Source organism: Algoriphagus oliviformis (assembly GCF_017254915.1).
GTDB classification, from domain to species: Bacteria; Bacteroidota; Bacteroidia; order Cytophagales; family Cyclobacteriaceae; genus Algoriphagus; species Algoriphagus oliviformis.
Genome location: NZ_JAFKCT010000002.1, coordinates 428305 through 451984 on the forward strand (window position 1 = coordinate 428305; position 23680 = coordinate 451984).

Below are 23680 nucleotides of genomic sequence, written 5' to 3' on the forward strand. Positions count from 1 at the left end.
GTGATTTTCTTTTGATGCGATAGTACTCGGCTGTTTGGTATTTTTTTCTTGTATTGGTTTACGTTGGAACTACTATTTATCAGGTGATTTTTGGGTGATATAATATTTAGATAGTTGTCTTTTCCTGGGTGAACTATAGATGCAAACATTTTTTATGGCCTTCGTGATTTTTGGAGATTTTCAGGGTGCTTTTTGATTTGATTATCTCCGATCAATCTTTGAAATCTATGCCAGAAATGCGGGCTTATTGGTGATGGTGTTTTTTTTGCATTTCATATAAAATAAAATTTATCTTATATTTATATCTATTTTTCATTCAATATTAGTTTATTATTTTGATATAAGGCAAATGTCAGAATAAAATTTTTTCCCGCTAAAACTATCCAAATCAGCGTGTTGTGCTGTTTATACTTTATAAAAGTGGAGTTCGAATAGCTAAAAGATCATTCTATAGGAAATTTCCCCTTAAAAAAATTTTTGAAATTTTTTAAACGGAATGGTTTCCTCTTTCGTACTAGGCTGTTTTATCTGCGTAATGTTTGGTCAAATCCGAAAAAACAGATGGCGCACTCTCTGGCAAAGGGCGAACTATCAGGCTGTTAAAAATTGTGATGGCGGAGAGTCCCGAGTTGGGAACGCCCAGTGGGACAAGTGGAATATCGCCCTTTGAGTCCACGGATTGTTCTGCATTTCCGCAATGTTTTTGCAGCTAGGCGTGGGGAGGAAACCCTTCTTCTTGTCGCCCCTTCATTGCCATATTTCTCCGGGCAAAATGGCACATGGAACTCACTAGGCCGTCGATGGTGTGTCAAATTGCTTTCTTGAATTTGATAGTTGCGGGGTTATTTATGCCCTGATTTTTAAACACTGGAATTAATAAAATGGCCTTTGTGGGGATTGGGCTTAGAAGCTGACATACTAAAACAGGGCTGGAAAAAACCAGCCCTGTAGAAGGAAGACAGAAGAACAATATAATCTTAGAGTTTGATCAGTTTTTCCGATTGTACGGTACCATTGTCAAAGCTCAGCCTAACCAAATATACCCCAGATTTCAGCTTGGCCAGGTCAAGGTTTAGCGTTCCCTGACTGGTGTTGAAATCTTCGCTGATCAATTCGACACCCCGTAGATCCACGATGGACAATTCTCCTCGGTAGTCTTTCGGGTAGTCGTCAAAGAAGATGTTCAGGGTAGAGGAGGTAGGATTTGGTCCCATTACGATACCATAGGCTCCGGTTTTGCCCGGGATATCCTTGCCAGCGGCGCCTTCGAGCCCTTTTTCAGATTTAGCTGCATCGGATTCTACTACGGTAAACCATACCGGCTCGGTCTGAGAGGTTCGGCCCAAGGTGTCTGTAATCTGGGCATACACCATGTATTCCCCTGGTTGTGCTTCGGACCATTCGAGTTCGCTCTGGCCCTCGAGTTGGGTTCCTATCGGCGTAAACCAATTGAAATATTCTACTTTGCTGACACTGCCAGAGCTTGCCACCTCAAATGACACAGGTTCTTCGCCCAGCTCAATCACCGCGTCGTTTGCAGGTTTAGTGATCATCGCCGTGAGCTCGCTGGTAGATGAGGTGCTGGTTTCGGTACGGGCGCTAGGGGCGTTGACCCTGAATCTCACCGTGTTTGAAGTCGATGTACGTCCATTGACGTCAGTGACTACTGCATAGAGAAGGTATTCGCCTACCTCAATTCTCGTCCAATCAAATTCATAGGGGTAGGTGTTGTCTGAAACCAATGGGAGGTTCCAGTTGTAGAATTGGATGTTTTGGATCGGCGCCGTGCTTGACACGTCTGCTTTCAATTTGACCACCTGCTGGCCTAGGACAAAGACCTGGTTGTTGTACGGCTGGCTGACGTTGATACTGAGGCTAGCGGAAGGAGCGGTCACGGTGAAGCGGATAGGCTCTGTGGTGTATACGGTCCCATTGCTGTCGGTTACCTTTGCGTAGATATTATAGGTGTCCACTTCTATCCGCGTCCAGTTGAAGTCAAAGTTGCCGCTGCTGACCTCGACTAGTGGAAAGCCCCAGTTGAAAAACTCCACCTTTCTGATGCTGAGTCCAGAGGTGGAAGCATTGGTCCTCAAGATGACATCTTGGCTGCCGAGTGCGAAAGTAGATCCGTTGATCGGCGACACCATCTGTGCATTGTACGTCGGGTTAGTTGGGGTAGTAGGTGCGCGCTCGGCGGCTACGGAGAATTTGATCGTCGAGGAGGTGGCGCTCAGGCCTTGGTCGTCTCGGACGATCGCGTGCACTTGATAGTCGCCGGGCTCTATCGTGCTCCAGTTGAACGTATATGGAGCAGCGGTCAAAGTGGTGAGGGGAAGTCCCCAGTTATAGAATTCCACCTGTTTGATTTTCCCTTCCGGATCCTGTGCGTTGGCAACCAGCTCGACCGGGTTGACGCCTTTGACGAAGATCTGTCCCTCTTTTGGGTTGGTAATCGAGATGGTAGGTGCCTTGTTGGTCGTGGGTGGTACCTCATTGGATACTTTTGCCAACAACACCGAGCCGAAAGCAGGGATAGTGACTGACCCGCTGAACACTTCGTTTCTTGCATTGACATAGGTGCCGCTCAGTCCTCGCTGCACAGGAGAGCTTTCGGCATTGTAGGCAAAGAAAATCTGAGACTCTTTGTCGATGTTTTGCGTGGTGACTTTGCTGATTTTCAGATTGTCGATCAATACCTCGGAAGCCGAGGAAGGAATTCGGATGACGACGCTCTCGTTGCCTTTTGACACCAAAGAGCTTAGCAACACCTTATGGTTTTTGGTAGCGGAGGTAGTAGATGCCTTGCCGTTTCCTGCGCCCTTGTCTACGTTGTAGGTGTCTTCCAAAAACAGCTCTATCGCCGTATTGGCCGGTGTGCCGCGCATGTCAAATTCGACCAGGACTTTTTCACCAGGCTGGATCGCTCCGATCTGGATATAAGCGGTGGCGTTGCTGGATGAATTGGGGGAAATCTTCCATGTTCCACCTGAAATCCCGCTGGAAATCAGCTGGGATACCGCTCCATAGACACCGGCGAGGATTGAAAGGCCGGAGCTGAAGTCAGTCTGTTTGATCAGGGAAGAGGAAGTGATGTTATAGCTTGCGAGGTTTAGGTCGGGTTTGGTGGCATTGTTGTCAAAGCCAAAGGTGGAAGCCCAGTTGTTTAGGTTTCGGTCCACGCCGGAAGGGCCGTCGTTGGATCCCCTCGTTTTGATAAAGAAGTCGTGGTTGTAAGGATCCAAAAAGTAATTGGAGCTGAATGAGCCAACCGATCCAATATCATTGGCGATGGAATAGACTGAGTAGATCTGATCTGTCTTGTCGACCGAGGAAAAGAGGTTACGGGAGACGCTTACGTTTCGGATAGGTCCGCCGTAGTTGCTGTGCGTCAATTGGACCTGGCTTCTGGACTTATAAAACAGGTTTTCGGTGATCACGATGTTGTTGGCGTTGTGGAGATAGATACTTTTTCCACTCATAAAAGCCACGGTATTTTTGTGCACCGTCACTCCGGCGCTGTTGTCGTCGATGTAGATCCCTTCGGCCATGTCCACGTCCTCCAAGGTTCCGGTCTTAGTTCCTTTTCCGTTGAGCACGATGTTGCCGGTGATCTCTCTTCCGATATTGTTCATAGTGCTTAGGCCGTCTGAGTTTGTGTAGATACCACCACCGTCTTGTTTAAATAAGCAGAAGTTGTCAATAAAGTTATTGACGACCTTGGTGTAGCTTCCCCCGAAATGGATGGCGTTGAACCCGGTGTTGACGATTCGGTTTTTCTCGATCAAGCTTCTTTCCCCATTGCTTGCCAGGTAAATCCCCACACCTGCGATGTCGCTGCTTTTGGCCATGCCTTGGAAAGGCATGGTGTTGACGATGGAGTTGTTGAGTACATTGGCTCCAGGGGTGCTGTGTGCCATGAAGACTCCCGCGTTTAGTGCATAGTTGATCTGGTTGTTGTTGATCACCAGGCCGCGAATATCATAGGTATAGATGCCGTTTTCCCCCGCGAAGTCCAACACGCAGTTTTCAACTTTGACGTTTTCGCTTCGGTTGATGCTGATCATGTGACTGTTTGAGCCTCTGAAATGGAGGTTGGAGAAAGTCATGTTGGTAATGTAGGCACCATTCACCACGAGATTGTCCAAAGTGGCGACCGATACATTGGTGGATCCGACATTGTAGCCCGAGAGGTTTACGGTCAATCTTCTGGAGCTTGGGTCGTAGGCCCATTCTCCCGCCTGGTCTAGGATGGAAGGGTGGTTTTGGATGAAATACCCAAAATTCCGCTGAGGGCTATATGGACTTTCGTTGGCGCGGTAGTTAATGGTAGTTCCGCCGATGTAGTCGATGGTATGGCGGTCGATGATCCAGTTGTTTTTCCGGATGACCACTTCTCCGCCTGAGCCTGAGTATGGGGCTCCGCTTTGGGTACTGATGCTTGTAAAAGAATTGGCGTTGGCAATCTTTAAGTAGCCTCCGTCCGCAGACCCTGCATTGGGGTACCTTCCTATTTCTTTTATTTGATCGTTGATCAGCAGCACTTGCATTTTGCTGATGCCGTATCCGGAGAGGTCAGCCTGGTAGAGTCCATTGCCTATAGATACCCAGTTGGTCACGCGGGCCAGGGAAGTAATGACAGGTTTTGCACCAGTGCCATAGGAGGTAAAAAGGATAGGTGCTCCGCTAGCTCCTGATCGCGTCACTCGGATGGTGCCGTAGAAGACATCTCCAGATCTGAAGAATATCCTGTCCCCGCCTTTGAGACTGCCCGCGATCGCGTTGAGCTTGTCGATCGTTTTCCAAGGAGTGGCAGAGTTTTGCGCCTCACTTGCACTCCGGCTATCATTTCCCAGACTAGAGGAAAAATAGTAGTCGGTGGCCAATGCCGACTGTGCAAGACTCAAGATGAATAATAAGGTGAAGGCAAGGTAATTCTTTCGAAAGCTGAACGCAGGGGTAGCCCAGCTTTTGCTGCAAATGGTAATTGTCATGATTGATCAATAGGTTGGGGTTCCGACCAATTTTGACAAGGACTATGCCAGCGTAAAATGTAGATGAAATACAAAGAAAGTTATTATAGATTTTTTGAAACTATTGGGGCGATTCTTAGATTGACCCACTGTTGGTTTCGAAGGTGGGTTAGTATCTTTTTTGATTGTTGACTTCGCATTTTTTCTCGAGTCTTTCAGTCCAAACGCTGGTGTTTGATTTTACTGATGGACAGAAGCGATAGCTATTGCATTGTTGAAAAGCTTGCCACACCATCTTTATTTTGAAATTCGAAAAAGTATAGTCTTGGGCTGCCTGTTGATTGTAAAATATTTAAAAATGTCCGTCGTATTTTTTAAAAAAAATCAATTATTAATCTAATGAATATTTAGGATTGTATTAATAATATTAGTTGGTTTTGCTACGATTTTTGCCGTGGTCGAGTCGATTTGCCAGTCTTTTTCATGGCTTTTTTATGAGGCGACTTTCTTTGTCTGGTGATTTTTTGACTCCATTTGTGCAGGAATTTTGATTTTGTATAAAAAGCAGGAATCTGTATGTAAAAATTTATTTTGTCTGTCAGGTTTTTTAAACAGAATATTATTTTGAAAAATATTTATTTATAGAGGTAAAAGTCTAATAATCTTTAAATGTAAGCTATTAATTAAAATTTAATTACACTAACAGGCTGTTTTTTGATTTAGGTAGAAACTTTTTTACAGCAGGTAAATGGATTTCAATTATAAAAAAATGTATCTTGTGCCAAAGTTCAACGGCTGGAGATCGACGGAAATCCAGATGTCTACCCAGATAACAACAAACTATGAACACGTTAGAATCCGAGTTTTTGGGATACCATATGTACAAAGGTCAGCTGACCGACATCCTCCAAAAAGGCAAAACCATCATCAATACGCTAAACCAATACTCTTTTTGCCTGGCAGAAGAGGATAAGGTGTTCAAAAAGGCGTTGATGAGTTCGGACGTGCTGCTCCCTGACGGCATTGCGATCGTTCTTTCCGCGAAGTTTTTGAGCGGGAACAACTTCTCTAAAATCGCGGGCGCTGACCTCCACGAGTTTGCTCTAAAATATTTGAACAATGTCTACGGCAGCTGTTTTTACCTCGGCTCGATGAATGACACCATTGAGGCCATATCGAGTAAAGTTGCGGAGGAATTCCCCAATGTGAGAGTAAGTGGATACTCTCCACCATTTAAAGACCAATTTACCGAAGAGGACAACAAAATCATGATCGAGAAAATCAATGAATTTGGTCCTGATGTACTGTTTGTCGGCATGACTGCTCCGAAGCAGGAGAAATGGGTCTTTCAAAACAAGGACAAGATCCAGGCTACCTATATCTGCTCCATTGGGGCGGTCTTTGATTTTTACTCCGGCAAAATCGAGCGGCCAAATGCGATTTGGGTAAAATACGGCTTGGAGTGGTTTGCCCGATTCCTGAAAGAACCTAAAAGATTGTGGCGCCGCTATTTTCTATACGGCGCTGTCTACCTGAAGCATATCGCGTTTGGGAAGTTTAAAAAAGCAGCCCCTGTCAATTTGAATTAACTTTTAACTCCTACCACTATGTCTCTTACTATTGAAAAGTACATTGCTGTAATGAATTTCAAGCAAGAGAAGGACTTTTTTATCAATTCCTACTCTTTGAACTACCTGGACTCGGTGCAGGTCTTTTCCAAAAGAATGACCGACCTGGTTCTTTCCGGACTCTTTTTGATAACAGTAGGTTGGTGGCTTTTTATTATAGTGGCTATCTGTATCGCGCTCGAGTCCAAAGGGCCGGTGATTTTCAAGCAGCTGAGGCATGGGAAAAACAACCGCCCATTCTATTGCTATAAATTCCGCACCATGAAGTACGATCCGGAGAGAAAATTTCACCAAGCCCAGAAGAATGACCCCAGGATCACCCGGGTGGGTTATTTCTTGCGCACGACAAGCTTGGACGAATTGCCCCAGATTTTTAACATATTGGTAGGGGAGATGTCCATCGTAGGGCCGAGGCCCCATGCGCTTCCGATGAATCGGCAATATTCCGAGAAAATCGAGCGCTTCATGTGCCGCCACATGGTCAAGCCGGGAATAACTGGGCTCGCCCAGGCAAAAGGGTATCGAGGAGAGATCAGGGATGAAAGGGACATCAATTTCCGACTTACCTATGACCTTTTCTACATCAAAAAATGGAGCCTTGCCTTTGACTTCATGATCATTTGGATGACGTTTAAGTGCCTTTTGTTTAATAACGAGAATGCGTACTAAGCTTGGTTGTCAGACAAGGTAAGTATCGCAAGTACCAAATTGGCGGGTGGATCGGTCGATAAAGACAGATTCATCCGCTTTGTTTTTGACTCAAGTTCATTCAGTTGCTAGCCAAGGATTCCAATACCCCGGCCCAGCTTGTATTTATTGCGGAAGTCCCTGGGAGTGCAGCCGTTGATTTTCATAAAGGCGGCGTTGAAGCGGCTTACCGAGTTGAATCCACAATCAAAGACAATTTCGGTCACCAAACGGTTGGTGGCTACCAGTTTTCTTTTCGCATGGACGATCCTTTCTTCCATCACGTCGTCGCCCATCGCCATAGGGGTTAGGCGTGCGCGGATCTCGAGGAGTGCGACCTCTCCCGAACTACCTGGGCTGATACCTTAAAGCCAATTTTCGAGGAGGTACTCGTCTTACGCGCTGTTTTTTCCGATGCTTCGCAAAGAACTTCCAGCAATCCTGTCCTCCATGTTCGACGCGATAAGTGACAAAATGTTAGTCTTTTACATTGATGATCACCCTCTTGTATCTGGTCAGTGCAGGGCTACCATTGTCTGTGACTTCCAGGATGATATGCAGGGTACCGAGTCTTGGCGCCTTCGGAATTACGAGCACTGCATTAGCCGAATCGGCGTTTTCGATCTGGAGCGGTGTGGCAGTTCGGCCGCTAGTCAGGGTAAACTCGCTTGGCTCGGAGTAAAAGTACCAGCGGTAGCTGAGGCGATCGCCATCCGGATCGGTCGTGCCGTCCGCGCTGAGCTCCACCCGGTCGCCGACTTTGGCTTCCAGCGTGGCAGGAGAGGCGAGTTTGACAAGGGGAGGATGGTTTGCATCTTTGTACTCCTTGATCGTCCAGTCCATCCTCGCGACGAAGTCATTTTGGAAAGCCTCTCTCCATCGCCAGATAGTGGCCTTGTTGCTGGTGTGCCAGCTGCCGTCGGCACCGTAGACCTCGTCCATGGCATCCGTCCAGAGTGGTCGGGTTTCAGGCTCGGAAAACCATCTCTCAGTTCTGGGTTGGTAAAACTCATACCGCCCGCCCCAGTTGCCGAAGTCAGGGCGCTCCGGATTTTGCATACCGGTGTGGATCAGGTGCATAAAGCTCGGGGAGTCGCCCTCCATCAGGAACTCCATGTGTGGGTATTCTTTGCCTAGCGGGCCTTTGCTCCGGATATGTTCGTCCAGCCAGGGATTGTCCACGATTTCAAAATTTCCTCCGGCAAACCTCCCGTGAAACTTGTCTCCGCTGATCCCCGACCAGGTAGCAAAGTGATAGGCACCATAGGCGTGGATTCCAGGACTCGCGATGTAAAAGAGCCCTGGAAAAGTCTTTCTCAGCCAAGGTCCGCTGTTGTCCTGGTCGGAGATGGTGTACACGCGCAGCTTCGCGACAAACTTCTCCACGTCGGCTGGACTGCGGCTTTCCTTGATTTTCCAAAGTGCCTGGGCCAGACAGTTGGGACCGCCCCAGACCAGCACCCAGACCGGGCGCTCGTCTGCCTTGTCCACGGAGCTGATGATCAGCTCGGAGCCTTCGGAGTCCATGCCCTGGCCCACCGCCTCCATTCCGTATTTTGGGATGCCCTCCCTCACGACCGAGCGCAGGTAGTCCGCGCTGGGATAGCCCTGTTCATGCTTTTCCAGGTTGTCCCGGACTTTGCCGTAGGCATCCAGGATCTCGTGGATTCTCCAAGTGGCGATCTCGTTTTGCTGGTGGATGGAAGTGGTAGCGATCAATCCTTCCACGTCCCATTGATTGGAATAGGTGAGAAAGCGAACCAATGACATCGCATCGTCAGGCTCGTTTTCGATATCGGTGAGGACGATGATTCTTTCCTTTTCGGATTTTTGTTGGGCATTGAGCCCGGTCGATACGAAAAGCAAAATGCTCCAAAAGAGCAGGCAATTCTTATGCGGATATTTCATGGTTACGGGGGTTATTTTGCAGTAATAATCACTCGCCTATATCTGGTCAAAGCGGGCCTTCCACTGTCTGTGACCTCACAGATCACATGGATCGTTTGACCGGGTTTTGCGTCTTTAGGTACTGTGAAGACGGCGTCTTGCTCATTTGGATGCTGGATTGAAACTTCGCCTTTGTAGGAGCTCGGATCGCGATACTGCCACCAATGATAGCTAAGCCTATCACCATCTGGGTCATGGGAGCCTGCTGCACTTAGTTTTACTTTAGCTCCGGGTTTTAGCAGCATGTCCTCGTCGTGGGCGAGCTTGACGACGGGCTCATGATTTGCTTCCGCAAAAGACTTGATCGTCCAGTCTGCTCGCGCGGCAAAGTCATTTTGCATCGCCGCAGTCCAGCGCCAAAGTGGTTCCAGATAGTCCGTTAGTTCCTGGTCATTGGGTATTTCTTCCCTCAGCCGCTCTCTTCCCCAGGCAGAGTCGCCATACCATCTTCCTTCAGGGTAGGAATAAGAGGAATCCAAAACTGGATCCAGCCAGGTGTTTTCGCGAACTTTCACATATCTACCTCCCCAGCCTCCAAAGTCCGGTGATTCCATGCTCCGCAATCCGGTAGGTACGGTATGTAGAAAAGCAGGTGAATCTCCCTCTGACCTGAAATCGCCTTTGTCAAATCCTTTATCGCCTTCTTTGTGGGCCGGATACATGGATAAAAGCGGCCCATGCCCCTCCAGGATATTTTCGTTCATCCAGTCCGCCGCAAGGTATTTCTGCTCAGCCTCCGGCAAATACTTTTTCCAATGATAGAAAATGGCAATGAACTGATCAGAGATGATCGTGGGGATATTGTATTTGCCCCAAACCGGGCGAATGTATTTCTGATAGGTTTCGTCTTGCTCCCAGATGAAATAGAACCGGATTTTGTCTGCGACCGCCTCCATTTTTTCAGGATGATCTTCCTCTATCGTTTTCAACGCCCGCGCAATGGTATTAGTCCCGCCCCAAGCCTGAATCCAGATTGGCCGATCGTCGGATTCGTCCAGCAGTACTTTTACGATGTGCTGGGAGCCGTCCGTGATTTTTTCCATCTCACCTTCTGTCTCCACATTACCGAGAAAAGTCCGGGAGCGGAGGAATTCCGCAGAAGGGTAGTCCGGATCATGCTGGAGAAGGTTGGGCTGCACTTTTGCGTAAGCATCCAAGTAGGGAAAAGCCCAGTCGTCGCCGGCCCATCGGTGACCATGCCAGTGGTATTGGGAGCTCGAGGTAATGATGCCCTCAATATCCCATTCGTTCGCGTACAGTAAAAACCGCACCAGGGAACATTCATCATCGATCTCACCATCGCTGGTGACGATCACCCTTGGTTTTTCCGGTTTTTGCTGCGCAAAGACATTCAAACCAAGCATCCCAATCAACGGCAGTAGGAGCAGGGGTTTTGGGGAAAAGTTATGAGGTTTCATCGTTTGACAGTGTACTAAAAAGCAGTTTTGGGAGATCTAGTTTGCTTTTACGGAGACGATCACACGGCTATATCTGGTCAGGGCTGGACTGCCGTTGTCAGTCACTGCGCAGATTATATGGATGGTGCCACTTCCCTGCGGCACTACAAACGAAGCCTGGGCCTGATCTGAGTTTGTCAACTTTACCAGCTCACCGGCGTTTGGTAAAGTGCTGGGTTCGGTATGCACATACCAATCATAGCTGAGTTGGTCGCCGTCAGGATCTTTGCTTCCGGCTACGCTGAGCTTGATGATCTCACCGGGTTTTGCCGTTGGGTTCAGTTTGCTTTTAGTCCGCACTACAGGCGGGTGGTTGGCGTCTGCGTAGGATTTTACACTCCAGTCGGCCCGGGCAGCAAAGTCATTTTGCATCGCATCAGACCAACGCCACATCGGTTTGAAATAGGTGTTTCGCTCCTCTGCAGTGGTGTTGGTTCCTTCACGTAAACTTGCTCTGCCCCAGCCATTGCTTCCGTACCATCTGCCTTCCGGATATTCATACCCAGAGACCGGCACCGAGTCCAGCCAGGTATTTTCCCGGATTTTCACAAATCTGCCACCCCAACCTCCATAGTTTGGTGATTCCAAGCTTCTCAGGCCTGTGGGAATGGTATGCAAAAATGCCGGAGAATCACCTTCAGAGCGGAAATCACCGTTGTCCATCGCGGGATAAAGTGATGCCAATGCGCCGTGGTTTTCAAGGATATTTGCTTTCATCCAAGGCCCTTCAAAATAGGGCTGCATGGTTTTGGGCTGCACCTTTGCCCAGCGATAGGCGATGGCCTCAAACTGGTCCGAGATAATGGTCGGTATGTTGTATTTCCCCCAATGCGGACGGATATATTCCTGATAGGTCGCGTCCTGTTCCCAAATCAAATACAGGCGCATCTTCTCCGCCACATATTCCATCTTTTCAGGATGGCTTTCTTCGATGCTTTTCAAAGCTCTGGCTAGTGTATTCGTCCCGCCCCAAGCTTGAATCCAGATGGGTCGATCATCTGTTTCATCCAACAAAACCTTTACTATCAGCTCCGAACCGGGAGTGATTTCAGTCATTTCACCTTCTGTCTTGACGTTGCCAAGCAAGGTTCTTTCCCGAAGGAAAGCCGGTGTAGGATAGTCCGGGTCATGCTTGACCAGATTTGGATAGTCCTTGGCATAAGCATCCAAATAAGGATCAATCCAATCATCTCCAGGCCAATTGTGGTCATGCGCATGATATTGTGAACTGGAGGTAATTATGCCTTCTACATCCCATTCATTTACATAAAACAGGAAGCGGACGATAGAACATTGATCGTCGATCTCTCCATCACTGGTGACTAAAACCCGAGTTTTCTCAGATTTCTTTTTTTGAGCCTTTCCTTCATAAAAACCAAGTAGGAGTAAGGCAGTAAGTAGAAAAGCTATTTTGGGAAGCTGTTTCATGAAGGGTAAGATTAGGTTTAGGTGTTTTTATTGCCAATTACTTTTTTCCATCCTTTATAATATCCCGCTACTTTCTCAGAGTCTTTTCCAGGTAAAGTGCTGATGAAGTTTTGGTTAAAGGATCTGAGTTGATCTATACTTTCATACACTTTGGAGTTCAGTCCCGCCAGATAGGCGGCACCCAGCGCGGAGACGTCCGCGATGCCGATAGTGATGACCTTGCGTTGGAGTAGGTCGGCTAGGAACTGCAGGACGAATCGATTGGCAGTGATGCCTCCGTCCACCTTGAGCTCGGTCAGGGTCGTGCCTGAATCCGCCTCCATTGCGACGACCACATCCTTGATCTGGTAGGGGATAGACTCCACCGCCGCGCGGATGATGTGGCTTTTGGTGCTGTCAAAAGATAGCCCCTCGATACTCGCCTTTCTGTTCATGTCCCAATGGGGAGCGCCCAGACCGGAGAAAGCGGGCACGATGTACACACCGCCGTTGTCGGGGAGGGAAAGGCATATTTGCTCCAATTCCGAAGGATTTTCAAACAGGCCGAGCTGGTTTTTGACCCATTCGATGGTGGCACCTGCCGAGACGATGATCCCCTCCAGGGCATAGTCCACGCGATCTTCCGTACTCCAGCAGATCGTGGTGACCATTCCGGTTTTGGACGTTTTCAGCTCCTTTCCTATGTTCATCAAAATGGAACTTCCCGTCCCCAAGGTGGCTTTGGCACCGCCCGGCTCGAAACAGCCTTCCCCAAAAGCCGCGGCATGGGAGTCGCCAATCAGCGCAGAGATGCTGATTTCCTGATCCAGCAGCCCGTCCAGATTGCTGTGGCCAAAGTGGTAGGAGGAGGGTTTTGCTTCGGGTAGGTTTAGCTTGGATAGACCGAAGTCAGCCAGGAGCTCACGATCCCAAGCCAACTCTTTTAGGTTGAAAAACAGCGTTCTGGAGGCATTGGTATAGTCGGTCAGGTAGGATTGACCTTGGGTCAGTCTAAAGAGCAGCCAGGAATCTATGGTGCCAAAGAAAGCTCTTCCCTGATCGATCGCCTCTCTGACAGTGGGCTCGTTTTCGTAGAGCCAGATTACTTTCGTTCCGGAAAAATAGGGGTCTATGATCAGGCCTGTTTTCTCGTTGATCTTTGTGCCAAAGCCTTTTTTCTCCAAACGCTCACAGACTGCAACTGATCGCTTGCATTGCCATACGATGGCGGGGTGCAAAGGCTTGCCCGTCTCGTCCCAGATGACGAAGGTCTCCCGCTGGTTGGAGATGCCGCAGGCCTTGATCTGTGCCAAATCACCTCCGTTGGCTGCAAAGCCGTCTAGGCACTTGCGTACGGAAGTCAAGACATTTTGGTAGATCTCCTCCGGGTCTTGCTCCACCCGGTTTCCATCCAGATAGACGCTCCTCAGTGGCTCGGTGGCCTTGTGAACCGACTTTCCGCCCTCGTCGAAAAGGATGGTTTTGGTGCTGGAAGTTCCCTGGTCTATGGCTAAAATGTAGGGCATGTCGCTTTGCGTTTACCGTTTTGGATTTGATGCTATTCGCTTTTTTGGTTGGACTTGTCGATGACCACCGCCAATAGAATCACGATGCCTTTGATGACTTGCTGCCAAAAAGGGGAGACGTCCAGAAGGATAAGGCCGTTGTTGAGCACCCCGATGATCACCGCGCCAAGGACAGTCCCGAGGATGGTGCCGCGACCGCCGGAAAGCGAAGTACCGCCGATCACGACCGCCGCAATGGCATCCAATTCATAGCTCATGCCGGCATTGGGCTGGGCCGAGTCCAGCCGGGCCGTCACCAGCACGCCGCCGACCGCTGCCAGGAGGCCAGCAAGTGAGTACACCCAGATCTTCACCTTGGAAATGGGTATTCCGGAGAGTCGGGCGGCGTTTTCGTTTCCGCCTATGGCATAGATGTATCGGCCAAACTTGGTTTTCCCCGTGAGTACCACGGCAACGAGTACAACGAAACCCGAGATCCAAACCGGCATGGGGATGCCCAGAAACCAGCCTGTGCCCAGAAAGCCAAAGCTTTCCCCCAAGCCCGTAATCGGATGGCCCTTTGTCCACAGCATGGTGAAGCCGCGTGCCATGGTGAGCATCGCCAGCGTAGCCACGAAGGGCGGCACCTTGAATCTGGTCACCGCGTAGCCATTGACAAAGCCCAATCCGCCGCCGAGCAGCATGCCCGCGAGCACCGCGCCCAGCACGGTAAAGCCGATAAAGAGATTGGCCGAGGGAATGCTGATGCCTGATCGTAACAGTCCTGCGGTCACTGCGCCGCAGAAAGCCAGGATGGAGCCCACCGAAAGGTCGATTCCGGCAGTCAAGACCACGAGGGTCATGCCCACGGAAATGCAGACATTGACGGAGATCTGTCGCATGACGTTCCAGAAATTGTCCGCCGTCAGAAAGTTGTCCGTGGTCAGAGCCAGCCCCAGACAAAGGACGAACAGGGCGATGAGGGATTGAAACTGGGCAATATTTAAGTTTTTCCTGAGGGCGATCATTGGGGCAGGTTTTCTGGGATACAGGCGTTCATGATGTTGTTTTCAGTGGCTTCGCCGCTGGCAAATTCGGCCGTGAGCTTTCCCTCGGCCATGACGAGGATGCGGTCTGAGATGGCGAGGATTTCCGGTATTTCGGAGGAAATGACCAAGATGGAGATTCCCTCGGCACTGAGCTTGGAGATAAGTTCGTAGATCTCGCTTTTGGCGTTGACGTCGATGCCGCGGGTGGGCTCGTCGAGCATCAACACTTTTGGATTTCGCTCGATCCATTTGCCGAGAATGACCTTTTGCTGGTTTCCGCCGCTGAGGTTTTTGATAGCTTGGTGTTCTCCCGAGGACTTGATTTTCAGGGAGGAAGTATGTTTGTCGTAAAGCTTCGAGTGAAGCCGGTCGCTCAGGAATCCCAGCTCGCTGACTTTTTCCAATACCGTCAAGCTGAGGTTTTTGCCCACGGACATCCCGGGAACTATCCCATCTCTCTTGCGGTCTTCGGGCACCAGGGCCATGCCTGCGGCGATCGCTTGGATAGGGCTCTTGAACTGGCAATCCTCGCCGTCGAGCCTGATGGAGCCCTTGAGTGCTTTGGAGTGCAAGCCAAAAAGGCTTTCGCAGAGCTCCGTCCTCCCAGCTCCCATGAGGCCGTAGATCCCCAGTACCTCACCTTTGCAGAGAGTGAAACTGATGTCATCCAAAAGCGGCCGAGCGCTGTTTTCCGGATTGAAAAGATGGAGGTTTTTCACCTCCAAGACGGTTTCCGGGCAAGCGCTTCTGGAGGTTTTCTTGACCACTTTCACCTCGCGACCAGCCATCATGTTGATCAGCTGGGCTCGGGAAATCTGGGAGACGGGCCCCTCGCCGACGATTTTTCCATCCCGCAGTACGACGAGATCGTCCGCCATGGCGAAGAGCTCGTCCAGCTTGTGGGAAATGTAAACGATGGCCTTTCCCTCGGCCTTTAGCCTTTCGATGATCTCAAAGAGCACTTCCACCTCGCTCTCGCCGATGGCGGAAGTGGGTTCGTCCATGAATACCACTTCGGATTCGACCAAAAGCGCCTTGGCGATTTCCACGATTTGCTGCTGTCCGACTTTCAGGCTACCCACCAGGGCGGTGGGGTCGACGTCGAGCTTGAGCCTTTCCAAGAGCGTCTTGGTCTTCCGTATCATCTGGCTCTTGTCCAAAAAGCCCAGCGCATTGAGCAGTTCCCTTCCCAAAAAGATGTTTTGGGCGACGCTGAGGTGGGGGATCAGGTTGAGTTCCTGGTGGATGATGGAGATGCCCAGGTCCTGCGCATCCTTGGGACGGGTGAATTTCACCTCGCTACCTTTGAACAGGATTTGGCCCTCATAGTCGGTGTAGACGCCGGACATGATCTTGAGCAAGGTGGATTTGCCGGCACCGTTTTCCCCGATCAGGGCAGTCACCCTGCCTCCTTCGAGGCTGAGGTTCACCGCACTGAGGGCTGTCACGCCGGAAAACCTTTTGGTGATGTCTTTTACTTCCAAGAGCGCTGCCATGCTAGGGGTTGATCTTGAGGGTGAAAGGAATGATCTCAGGCCGCTGTAGGTTCAGATGGGCTTTGTTTAGCTCCATCGCTCCCTCAAATTCTACCCGGTCGCCGACGGCCAAGGAAGACCGAAACGTCGGAATGAGGTCGTGGCGGATTCTCGCGTTGATCTCCTCCGATATGGTGTTGAAGTCGGAGGTGTTTGGATAGTCGTTGATTTTCACGAGTCCGGAAGCGTCACGCAGGGCATTTCCGTAGATGAATTCCGTCTCGATCTCTACGCTTTTGTCCCCAACTTGCAGCAGGACATGGTTTTCGTCCACCGAAGTGACCGTGCCTTCCCCCTTCACCCGGAAGTATCCGATGTTGCCGATGCCCAGGGCGTTTCCGCTTTTCTCGAAGGTGCCCTCTGGGTCTGTTGCCAGTGCCGTGAGGAGTTGGGAAAAGTCGGGAGCGTTGCCGTAGGACTCCGCCAGCTCGGTGTCCCAGATGCTTTCCACGTAGGCGGCGGCATCGAAGACCTCCTTTTGGTTTGCGGCCAGCCGCTCGTCCAGAGGCTGGAAGTACACCGAGTTGTAGCCCAGCAAGGCCAGCAGCGCCATTCCTATCAAGTATTTGATCGCTCTCTGTTTCATTTGCTTCCGTAGGCTTCGTATTCGTAGACGTTTTCCTGGTTGACCATCTCGACGGTCACGGGTACTTTTTGGGCAAAATCACGCTTGCCTCCAAAATATTCCTTGGCGTACTCGGCGGCGGTTCGGGCGATGAGCTTGGGAAACTGCATCCCGGTGGCCAGGATTTTCCCCTGCTCGATGGACGTGACCACGTCGCTCGCACCGTCAAAGCCAAACACCATCACCTGTTCCGCCTTTCCGGCAGCTACCAAAGCTTGGTAAGCTCCCATGGCCATGCCGTCGTTTCCGCAGAAAACGCCCTTGATGTCTGGATGTACCTGAAGGATGGATTCCATGACCTCCATGGCCTTGTTTCGGTCAAAGTCGGCATTTTGCTGGGCGACCATCTGCAGACCGGGGTAGTGGTCCACAACGGAGTGAAAGCCCTTGGAGCGGCTCCAGGTGTTGTTGTCACCGACGAGGCCGAGGATTTCCACATACTTGCCTTCCTTGTTGAGCTTTTCGACGAAATACTTGCCGATGGCCACACATCCGGCATAGCTGTCGGAGAGGATCTGGCTGGTGGCGGCATCGGTGGCGTTTATTTCCCTGTCCATGCAAAAAACCGGAATGTCGGCCCGCTTGGCGATCCGCACGTTGGCAATGGAGCCGTCTGCGTCCGTGGGGTTGAAAAGGATGGCATCGTAGCCGGAAGAGATGGCATTTTCGAAGTGGTCCGTCTCCAGCGCCGTATTGTTTTGGGAGTCAAAAATGGTCGCCTGAAAGCCAAGTTCGGTTGCCCGGTCAGCCGCCGTCTCTGCCAGGACAACAAACCAGGGATTGTTGAGCGTGGAGACGATGACGGCTACCTTCTTGGGGGCGTTGGGGTCAGATTCCTTTTGTTTTTGGCAGCTGGCGCAAATACCGACAATCAGCAGGAAGAGAAACGGGAAGAGGCTGTTTTTGAAATAGGTCATTTTGGGTCGTTGTTTTTTATTTCAAAAGCTGCTCTGCCCGGGCTAGAATTCCCTCCGGGGAGATTCCGTAGTGGCCCAAAATCTCCATTTGGGATCCGGTGACCGTGTATTCATCCGGGATTCCCATGATTTGAAAGCGGTTTCGGGCGCCTTTTTGGAAAAGGTAGGAGGCGCAGGCTTCTCCCAAACCACCGTTCACCATGTGTTCTTCCACGGTGATGATCGGTTTTCGTTTGGCAGCCAACCCATCCAACAGCTGGGTGTCAAGCGGCTTGATGGTGTGCATGCTGACGACTTTTGCGCTGATGCCGTGTCTTTCGTCAAGTGCTTTGGCTGCTTTCCAAGCGGGATAGACGGTCTCCCCATTGGCGATGATCGTCAGATCACTTCCCTCGCGGACGATCCGTGCCTTTCCAAATTCAAACTTTTGGTTTTCCTCAGAAAGAAAAGGCATGGCCTTTTTCCCAAAGCGGAGATAGACCGGGCTGCTGGATTGGCTGGCAAGTAGCACCGCCTGCTCCGTTTCGAAGTTGTCAGCCGGAGCGACGATGATCAGGTTGTTGATGGCGCGGAGGGCGGCAAAATCATGCAGGCTGTGGTGGGTGGTGCCCAGAGCGCCATAGCTCACTCCTGCACTGATTCCCACCAGCTTCACGGGATTGTCCGAGTAGGCGACGTCATTCTTGATTTGTTCCAAAGCGCGGGCAGTCAGAAAACAGGCGGGGGAGACTGCGAAAGCCTTTTTGCCGGCCGAGGCCAAGCCTGCGGCCACGCCGACCAAGTTTTGCTCGGCTATGCCTACTTCGACGATCTGCTGGGGGAATTTTTGGCCAAAAGGTACCAGCTTCCCCGATCCTCGGGAGTCGCTTGTCACGGCGACGATATCCCGGTCTTTGGCGGCCAGCTTTTCCAGTGTTTCCGCAAAAATCTCCTGGTTAGCTTTTCCCATCCGGAGATCCATTTCCGCTAGTTTATCCAGTTCCATAGGTTTTCAGATTTGTGCTTCGGCAGTGTCCAGTTCGGTCATTGCCAGTTCGTATTGCTCTGGGCTTGGCACGCCATGGTGCCATTTTAACACGCTTTCCATGTAGCTTATGCCTTTGCCCTTGATGGTGTGGGCGATGACGAAGCTGGGTTTTCCGGCTTCCAGCGGGCCTTGGTTGAGCGCTTTCTCCAGTTGGTCTAGGTCGTGTCCATCCACTTCCCGCACGGCCCAGCCAAAAGCCTCCAGCTTTTCCCGCAGGGAATCAGTATTCATGACCTCCTGGTTGGAGCCGGTGATTTGCTGCTTGTTGTTGTCAAGGATGGCGTAGAGATTGTCCAGTTTGTAGTGCGCAGCCGAGAGGAAGGCCTCCCAGTTGGAGCCTTCGGGCATTTCTCCGTCGCCCAAGAGGGTAAAGACGCGGTGGGATTTGCCGTCAAGTTTGGCGGCGATGGCTTCCCCGACACAGATGGGGAGTCCGTGGCCCAATGCTCCGGTATTTTGTTCCACGCCATTCACTTTCTTGGTGGGATGCCCGATGTAGTGGGATTGGTATTGGCACAGCGTTTCCAGATCCGATTCGGGGAAAAAGCCCCGGTCGGCCAAGGTCACAAAGAGCGCTTCGACACAGTGTCCCTTGCTCTGGATATAGCGGTCCCGGTTGGGATTTTTGAAATCGGCAGGATCGACATTCAGCACCCGATTGTAGAGGACATTCAGCGTGTCCACGCAGGAAAGACTTCCGCCGGTATGGCCGGCCTTGGCTTTGTAAATGTATTTGAGAAGGTTTTTTCTCAGCAATACAGACTTTATTTTCAACTCACTGTCGGTCATCTGAAGGTAGTTTTGATAGCAGCGGACTGCAAGATTGATGTTGTGTTATCCCTGATGGTGATAAACTTCCCAGCCCAGGTAGTTTTCGAAGGCCTCCCCCAGTACAGCCGACGTATGGGAGGCGTTCATGACCACGTGGTGCTCGAAGCCGTTTTTGCAGACATACTTCATCAGGCCTTGGAGGTCGGGGATCTTTGCGACGGCTCGGTTTCCGAATGTGTTCAGCTCATCGTTGGTGAGGTATCCGTCGCCGATGTAGGCTTTCATGATGCCACGGGTATCGTCCGTGCTGATTCGACCGAAGGTCAAAGGCGAGGCTGGGGTGCGCCCGTCCAGCGCGCCGTAGGTATTTTCTACCCCCACGGTAGTGCCGAGTATGGGGGCGTTGCTGATCTCTATGTCCGGGAGAAAAGACTTAGCCCAATTGCCGCAGTGGAAAAGCACGCATTTTTCATCGTCGTCCGCATAGTTGTTGTTCCAGTCGACGAGGGCGCTGGGCGAACCGGAAGCAAGCTGTAGGGCATACATGCTCAGGGTGCCGGTGACGTCCACTTCGCAGGCGCTAGGGATCATGCCTTCGCTAAACATACTGGAGCTGGTGCAGACGTTGCAGCCGTAGTTTTGCTGGAGGGAAGTCCAGCATTGGATGGCGTTGGCATCGAGCTGGTTTTCGATCATGAAGTCGTTGAGGACCACGTCCAGTTTCGCCATTTGGACCAGTGCTTCGCTTGGAGTCTTGCCTGTCGAGGCATAGTTGTGGATTTTTTCCAGATGTTCTTTCACTCGCTGATCGCTTGGGCCGAGCTTGTTTGCTTTGCCGAGGATTTCCGAAAGGTCGCAGGTGACGACGGAGATGCCGTTTTTCTGCAAGATTTTTTCGCTGTAGCGGACTGTGTTGAATGCGGTGGGCCTGGCGCCTATGGCGCCGATGCGTACGTTTTTCAGGCCTTTGACCACTCGGCAGACTCCGATGAACTGCTCCAAGTCGGCGAGAAAGGAGGCGTCGCCAGGATGCACCACATGTTTGGCGGTGAGGCTGTATTTGATGCCGTATTGGTAGAGGTTGTTGCAGACGGAGATCTTGCCGCACCAGGAGTCGCGGCGGTTTGCGACATTGAGCTTGTTGAGCTCATCGGGATAGCCCTGGATCAGTACGGGTACTTTGAGGTCGGCGAGGTGCAGGGTATCCGCCACGCCTCGCTCGTCTCCAAAGTTTGGCAACACCACCAGCACACCGGCGATTTGGTCTTTGTGTTTTTTGAAGAGGTCTGCGCATTTTTTGGCGTCTTGGTAGGTTTCCACTCCGCCCAACTTGCTGTCCGACTCCGCGAGCATGACTGCGCTGATTCCGCTCTCGGCAAAGAGCTTCAGGATGTCTGCCCGGGCTTCAGATACCAGTTTGTCGGGAAAAAAATCCCGGTTTCCTATGATCACTCCCAAGGTGAGGTTTTGCTTTTTCATTGAATGGGTCAGTATGGGGTACTATTTATGTGGTCGGTTTCTCTGCGATGATCAATTCGATCTCGTGCTCCTTAAATACTTCTTTGTGCTTGTTTTCAATCCCTTCGTCCGTGATGATGTAGTCGATCAGAGATAGGGCTCCCAGACTCGCAAAGGCGCTTTTGCCGATCTTAGAAGAGTCGGCAACCAGGTAAGTGGTGTCGGCAGCCTCGATCATGGCTTTTTTGACCACCAGGTCACTGAGGCTGGGGTAGGTGAGGCCGGACTTCAGGGAAATGCCCGCCGTTGCCAGAAAGAGTTTTTGCACATTCAGGCCCTTGAAGAAATCTGCCGCCTTTTGCCCGGTGAGCGAAAGGGTAGGAGCTTTGAATTCTCCGCCTGTCATGATGATGTCGATGTTTGGGTTTGCGCCAAGCATCAGGGCAATATTCAAAGCATTGGTAATCACCGTGAGCCCTTTGATGTTGATGATCTTCTTGGCGATTTCGGTGGTTGTCGAGCCAGAGTCCAGGATGATGGTGTCTCCTGGGTGGATGAACTCCAGACACTTTTCGGCGATGATTTCCTTTTCCCGAAGGTTGTCTTGATGGACTAGGGAAAAATTTCGGACTTGGTCTTCCACATCCTTCAGGTGAACGCCTCCATGTTCGCGGACCACCAGTCCGTTTTTTTCCAGTTTCTCCAGATCCTGCCGGATGGTCACTTCAGTCACCTTGAAGATTCTCGCCAAATCGTTGACTTTGGCAGAGCCGTCTTCTTTCAATAGCTCAAGTATCTTTTCTTTTCTTTGTTTGGGAAGCATGTGGATTTTGTTTCTTGATGGAAAACAAAAGTAGCCTATTTCGAAAACTTATGCTTTTCATTGGGTTTGCTTTCGCAATATTTCATTTTGATATACAGCCTTTCGAAAATCATCTTCCCAGGATCGTTTGAATGAAGACTTGAATTGAGCGTTTTGATGTGAAGCTTAACTAGGAGGAGGGGGCTATACCTCCTAAGGTAGAGCCCTTCCTTCTAAGTCCATGTATTTATTGGTAACCCGGATTTTGGGTAAACTCATCCCGGTTAGTAACCGCGTCCAATTGCGACTGAGGGATAGGACGGATATAGTGGTGTTGACCCACGCTCTTTACGTCCGGATTTAGTGCAGGGACTCTGTCGACAAGCTTGTTGGTTCTTTTCAGGTCAAACCATCTCAATTGCTCCCCGGCAAATTCTCTTGCGCGCTCATCCAAGATGAAGTCGATCGTAACTTGGTCTGCGGTGATTTTCATTGCATCCGCTTGGCCGGGCTTGGCTGCTCTTGCTCTTACTACATTGATGAAATCTGCCGCAGCCTGAAGGTTGCCAAGGTACATCTGCGCCTCAGCTGCGATCAGATACAATTCTGCAAATCGGATGACATAGGCGTCTCTCGCACTCTGGGCTTCATTGGCACTCGATCTGGTGTTGTCCATGTGCTTAGTGAGTGTAGGATAGCGAAGATTGTCACGGACGGTTCCATCTTGGTTATAGATGTCATTTCTGTTATAGACCTGATATATATGTCCCGCGCTTCCCTTGAAGGTAGATCTGGTGGCTACTACGGCTGTGTCTCCCCGGTGCATTCCGGCTGGGAGGTTGGTGGAGTTGGCATACCATACCTCCATAAATGACCCCTCATATCTATTATCTGCCTCGCTGTATAGGTCTAGCAGTGTTCTGGTGGGCATGTATCTGTTGAACGGTCTGCCATATTCGATGGCTCTGGTGAGTCCGGGCAGGTTGTCGTATTTCATCAGGAAATGCAGGTGACCATTATTACTGCCACGGCCATGTCCAAGCGGATTGGTTTCATTGTTTCGGAGGTCATTCAGAGTCAAATTTTCCGCATAGTTCACCGCGTATACTATTTCGCTGTTACGGTTGTTGGCCATATTCCAAAGGTCTTTATAGTTCGGTACAAGTTTGTACCCAAAGCCCCCATTGATCACAGCAGTGGCCATATCACTCGCTTCCTTGTACATCTTTCTGGTCAGATAGATGCGGGCGAGAAAAGACATAGCTGCCGGCTTGGTTACTCTTCCATAATCTGGAGTCGTAGGGGCTAGATGCTTAACTGCGAAATTCAAGTCTTCGAGAATCTGGGCGTAGAAAGTATCCACGGGAGTTTTGTTGGCAGTAGTAATGATCCCTTGGGATTCTTCCAAGGTGAAATGTACTCCTCCCCAAGTCTCTACGATATGATAGTAGTAAAATGCTCTAAGGAACCTCAATTCAGCTTCTCTCTGTAGACGGTTGGCCGGTGTTAATCCTGCGTCGGCGATCCTGTTGATGCCAGCATTCGTCAGGTTCACGGCTGCATATAGCTGCGTCCAAAGTGTAGTGATAGGGGCGTTGGTGCCCTGTAGGTTGGTGTAGGTGGACAGATCCGGCCACACATCTCCTGCTGCACTCATCCAGATATCGGTCCCCATCTCTGTCATATTGTATGCCTCTTCTTTGCCATACCACCATCTCTGGTAAGAGTATGCCGCATTTACTAAGGACTCAAATCCTTCAGGAGTCGTATAAACGGCCTCTGCAGTTAGACCGCTGGGGTTGTATTCTTCCAACAAGTCTTCACAAGACGTGGTAAGTATCGTGATCGATAAAGCGAGTATGGATAGTATTGATGTTTTTTTCATGGTTACGAGC

General features: G+C 50.5%; 17 protein-coding genes. 2 read left to right on the forward strand and 15 right to left on the reverse strand.

All coding sequences use genetic code 11. The features are described 5' to 3' along the window. Nucleotides 1-977: 977 nt before the first annotated feature. Nucleotides 978-4991, reverse strand: a complete 4014-nt coding sequence (locus J0A68_RS07395; RefSeq protein ID WP_206577546.1) for an Ig-like domain-containing protein — start codon at nucleotides 4989-4991, stop codon at nucleotides 978-980. 821 nt (nucleotides 4992-5812) lie between these two features. On the opposite strand from J0A68_RS07395, the gene J0A68_RS07400 reads away from it, so the two are divergent. Together J0A68_RS07400 and J0A68_RS07405 are read left to right on the forward strand one after the other, a co-directional pair. Beyond that, entirely contained in the window at nucleotides 5813-6559 is a 747-nt protein-coding gene (locus J0A68_RS07400) for a WecB/TagA/CpsF family glycosyltransferase (RefSeq protein ID WP_236021389.1), read from the forward strand. An 18-nt stretch (nucleotides 6560-6577) separates the two neighbouring features. Then, complete coding sequence (locus J0A68_RS07405; protein ID WP_206577547.1) at nucleotides 6578-7267, forward strand: sugar transferase; 690 nt, start codon at nucleotides 6578-6580, stop codon at nucleotides 7265-7267. Nucleotides 7268-7374: 107 nt separating this feature from the next. On the opposite strand, the gene J0A68_RS07410 is transcribed toward J0A68_RS07405, so the two are convergent. From J0A68_RS07410 to J0A68_RS07475, 14 genes are all read right to left on the reverse strand, one after another. Next, entirely contained in the window at nucleotides 7375-7581 is a 207-nt protein-coding gene (locus J0A68_RS07410; protein WP_206577548.1) for a helix-turn-helix domain-containing protein, read from the reverse strand. A 181-nt stretch (nucleotides 7582-7762) separates the two neighbouring features. Next, nucleotides 7763-9193 (reverse strand): DUF1593 domain-containing protein, encoded by a 1431-nt coding sequence (locus J0A68_RS07415; protein WP_206577549.1) that lies wholly within the window; start codon nucleotides 9191-9193, stop codon nucleotides 7763-7765. Nucleotides 9194-9204: 11 nt separating this feature from the next. After that, nucleotides 9205-10650 (reverse strand): DUF1593 domain-containing protein, encoded by a 1446-nt coding sequence (locus J0A68_RS07420; RefSeq protein ID WP_206577550.1) that lies wholly within the window; start codon nucleotides 10648-10650, stop codon nucleotides 9205-9207. A gap of 36 nt (nucleotides 10651-10686) precedes the next feature. Then, nucleotides 10687-12117: a DUF1593 domain-containing protein gene (locus J0A68_RS07425; protein WP_206577551.1), complete on the reverse strand. Its 1431-nt coding sequence runs from the start codon at nucleotides 12115-12117 to the stop codon at nucleotides 10687-10689. 17 nt (nucleotides 12118-12134) lie between these two features. Further along, nucleotides 12135-13622 carry an FGGY family carbohydrate kinase gene (locus J0A68_RS07430; protein WP_206577552.1) on the reverse strand — a complete coding sequence of 496 codons (1488 nt, stop codon included), beginning with the start codon at nucleotides 13620-13622 and terminating at the stop codon, nucleotides 12135-12137. A gap of 32 nt (nucleotides 13623-13654) precedes the next feature. Continuing rightward, nucleotides 13655-14629, reverse strand: a complete 975-nt coding sequence (locus J0A68_RS07435) for an ABC transporter permease (RefSeq protein WP_206577553.1) — start codon at nucleotides 14627-14629, stop codon at nucleotides 13655-13657. Further along, nucleotides 14626-16146, reverse strand: coding sequence for a sugar ABC transporter ATP-binding protein (locus tag J0A68_RS07440; RefSeq protein ID WP_206577554.1), 1521 nt, complete (start codon nucleotides 16144-16146; stop codon nucleotides 14626-14628). Before J0A68_RS07440 ends, J0A68_RS07435 begins: the two co-directional genes overlap by 4 nt. A gap of 1 nt (nucleotide 16147) precedes the next feature. Then, nucleotides 16148-16771 carry a DUF2291 domain-containing protein gene (locus tag J0A68_RS07445; protein WP_206577555.1) on the reverse strand — a complete coding sequence of 208 codons (624 nt, stop codon included), beginning with the start codon at nucleotides 16769-16771 and terminating at the stop codon, nucleotides 16148-16150. Then, on the reverse strand, nucleotides 16768-17727 hold the full coding sequence (locus tag J0A68_RS07450; protein WP_206577556.1) for a D-ribose ABC transporter substrate-binding protein: 960 nt from the start codon (nucleotides 17725-17727) through the stop codon (nucleotides 16768-16770). The genes J0A68_RS07445 and J0A68_RS07450 overlap by 4 nt, the downstream gene beginning before the upstream one ends. Nucleotides 17728-17743: 16 nt before the next feature. Next, entirely contained in the window at nucleotides 17744-18712 is a 969-nt protein-coding gene (locus J0A68_RS07455; protein WP_206577557.1) for a transketolase family protein, read from the reverse strand. Nucleotides 18713-18718: 6 nt separating this feature from the next. Next, entirely contained in the window at nucleotides 18719-19543 is an 825-nt protein-coding gene (locus tag J0A68_RS07460) for a transketolase (protein ID WP_206577558.1), read from the reverse strand. A gap of 45 nt (nucleotides 19544-19588) precedes the next feature. Further along, entirely contained in the window at nucleotides 19589-21004 is a 1416-nt protein-coding gene (locus tag J0A68_RS07465) for an L-fucose/L-arabinose isomerase family protein (protein ID WP_206577559.1), read from the reverse strand. 25 nt (nucleotides 21005-21029) lie between these two features. Further along, nucleotides 21030-21806, reverse strand: a complete 777-nt coding sequence (locus J0A68_RS07470) for a DeoR/GlpR family DNA-binding transcription regulator (RefSeq protein WP_206577560.1) — start codon at nucleotides 21804-21806, stop codon at nucleotides 21030-21032. Nucleotides 21807-22032: 226 nt separating this feature from the next. Continuing rightward, nucleotides 22033-23670: a RagB/SusD family nutrient uptake outer membrane protein gene (locus J0A68_RS07475; RefSeq protein ID WP_206577561.1), complete on the reverse strand. Its 1638-nt coding sequence runs from the start codon at nucleotides 23668-23670 to the stop codon at nucleotides 22033-22035. Nucleotides 23671-23680 lie beyond the last annotated feature (10 nt).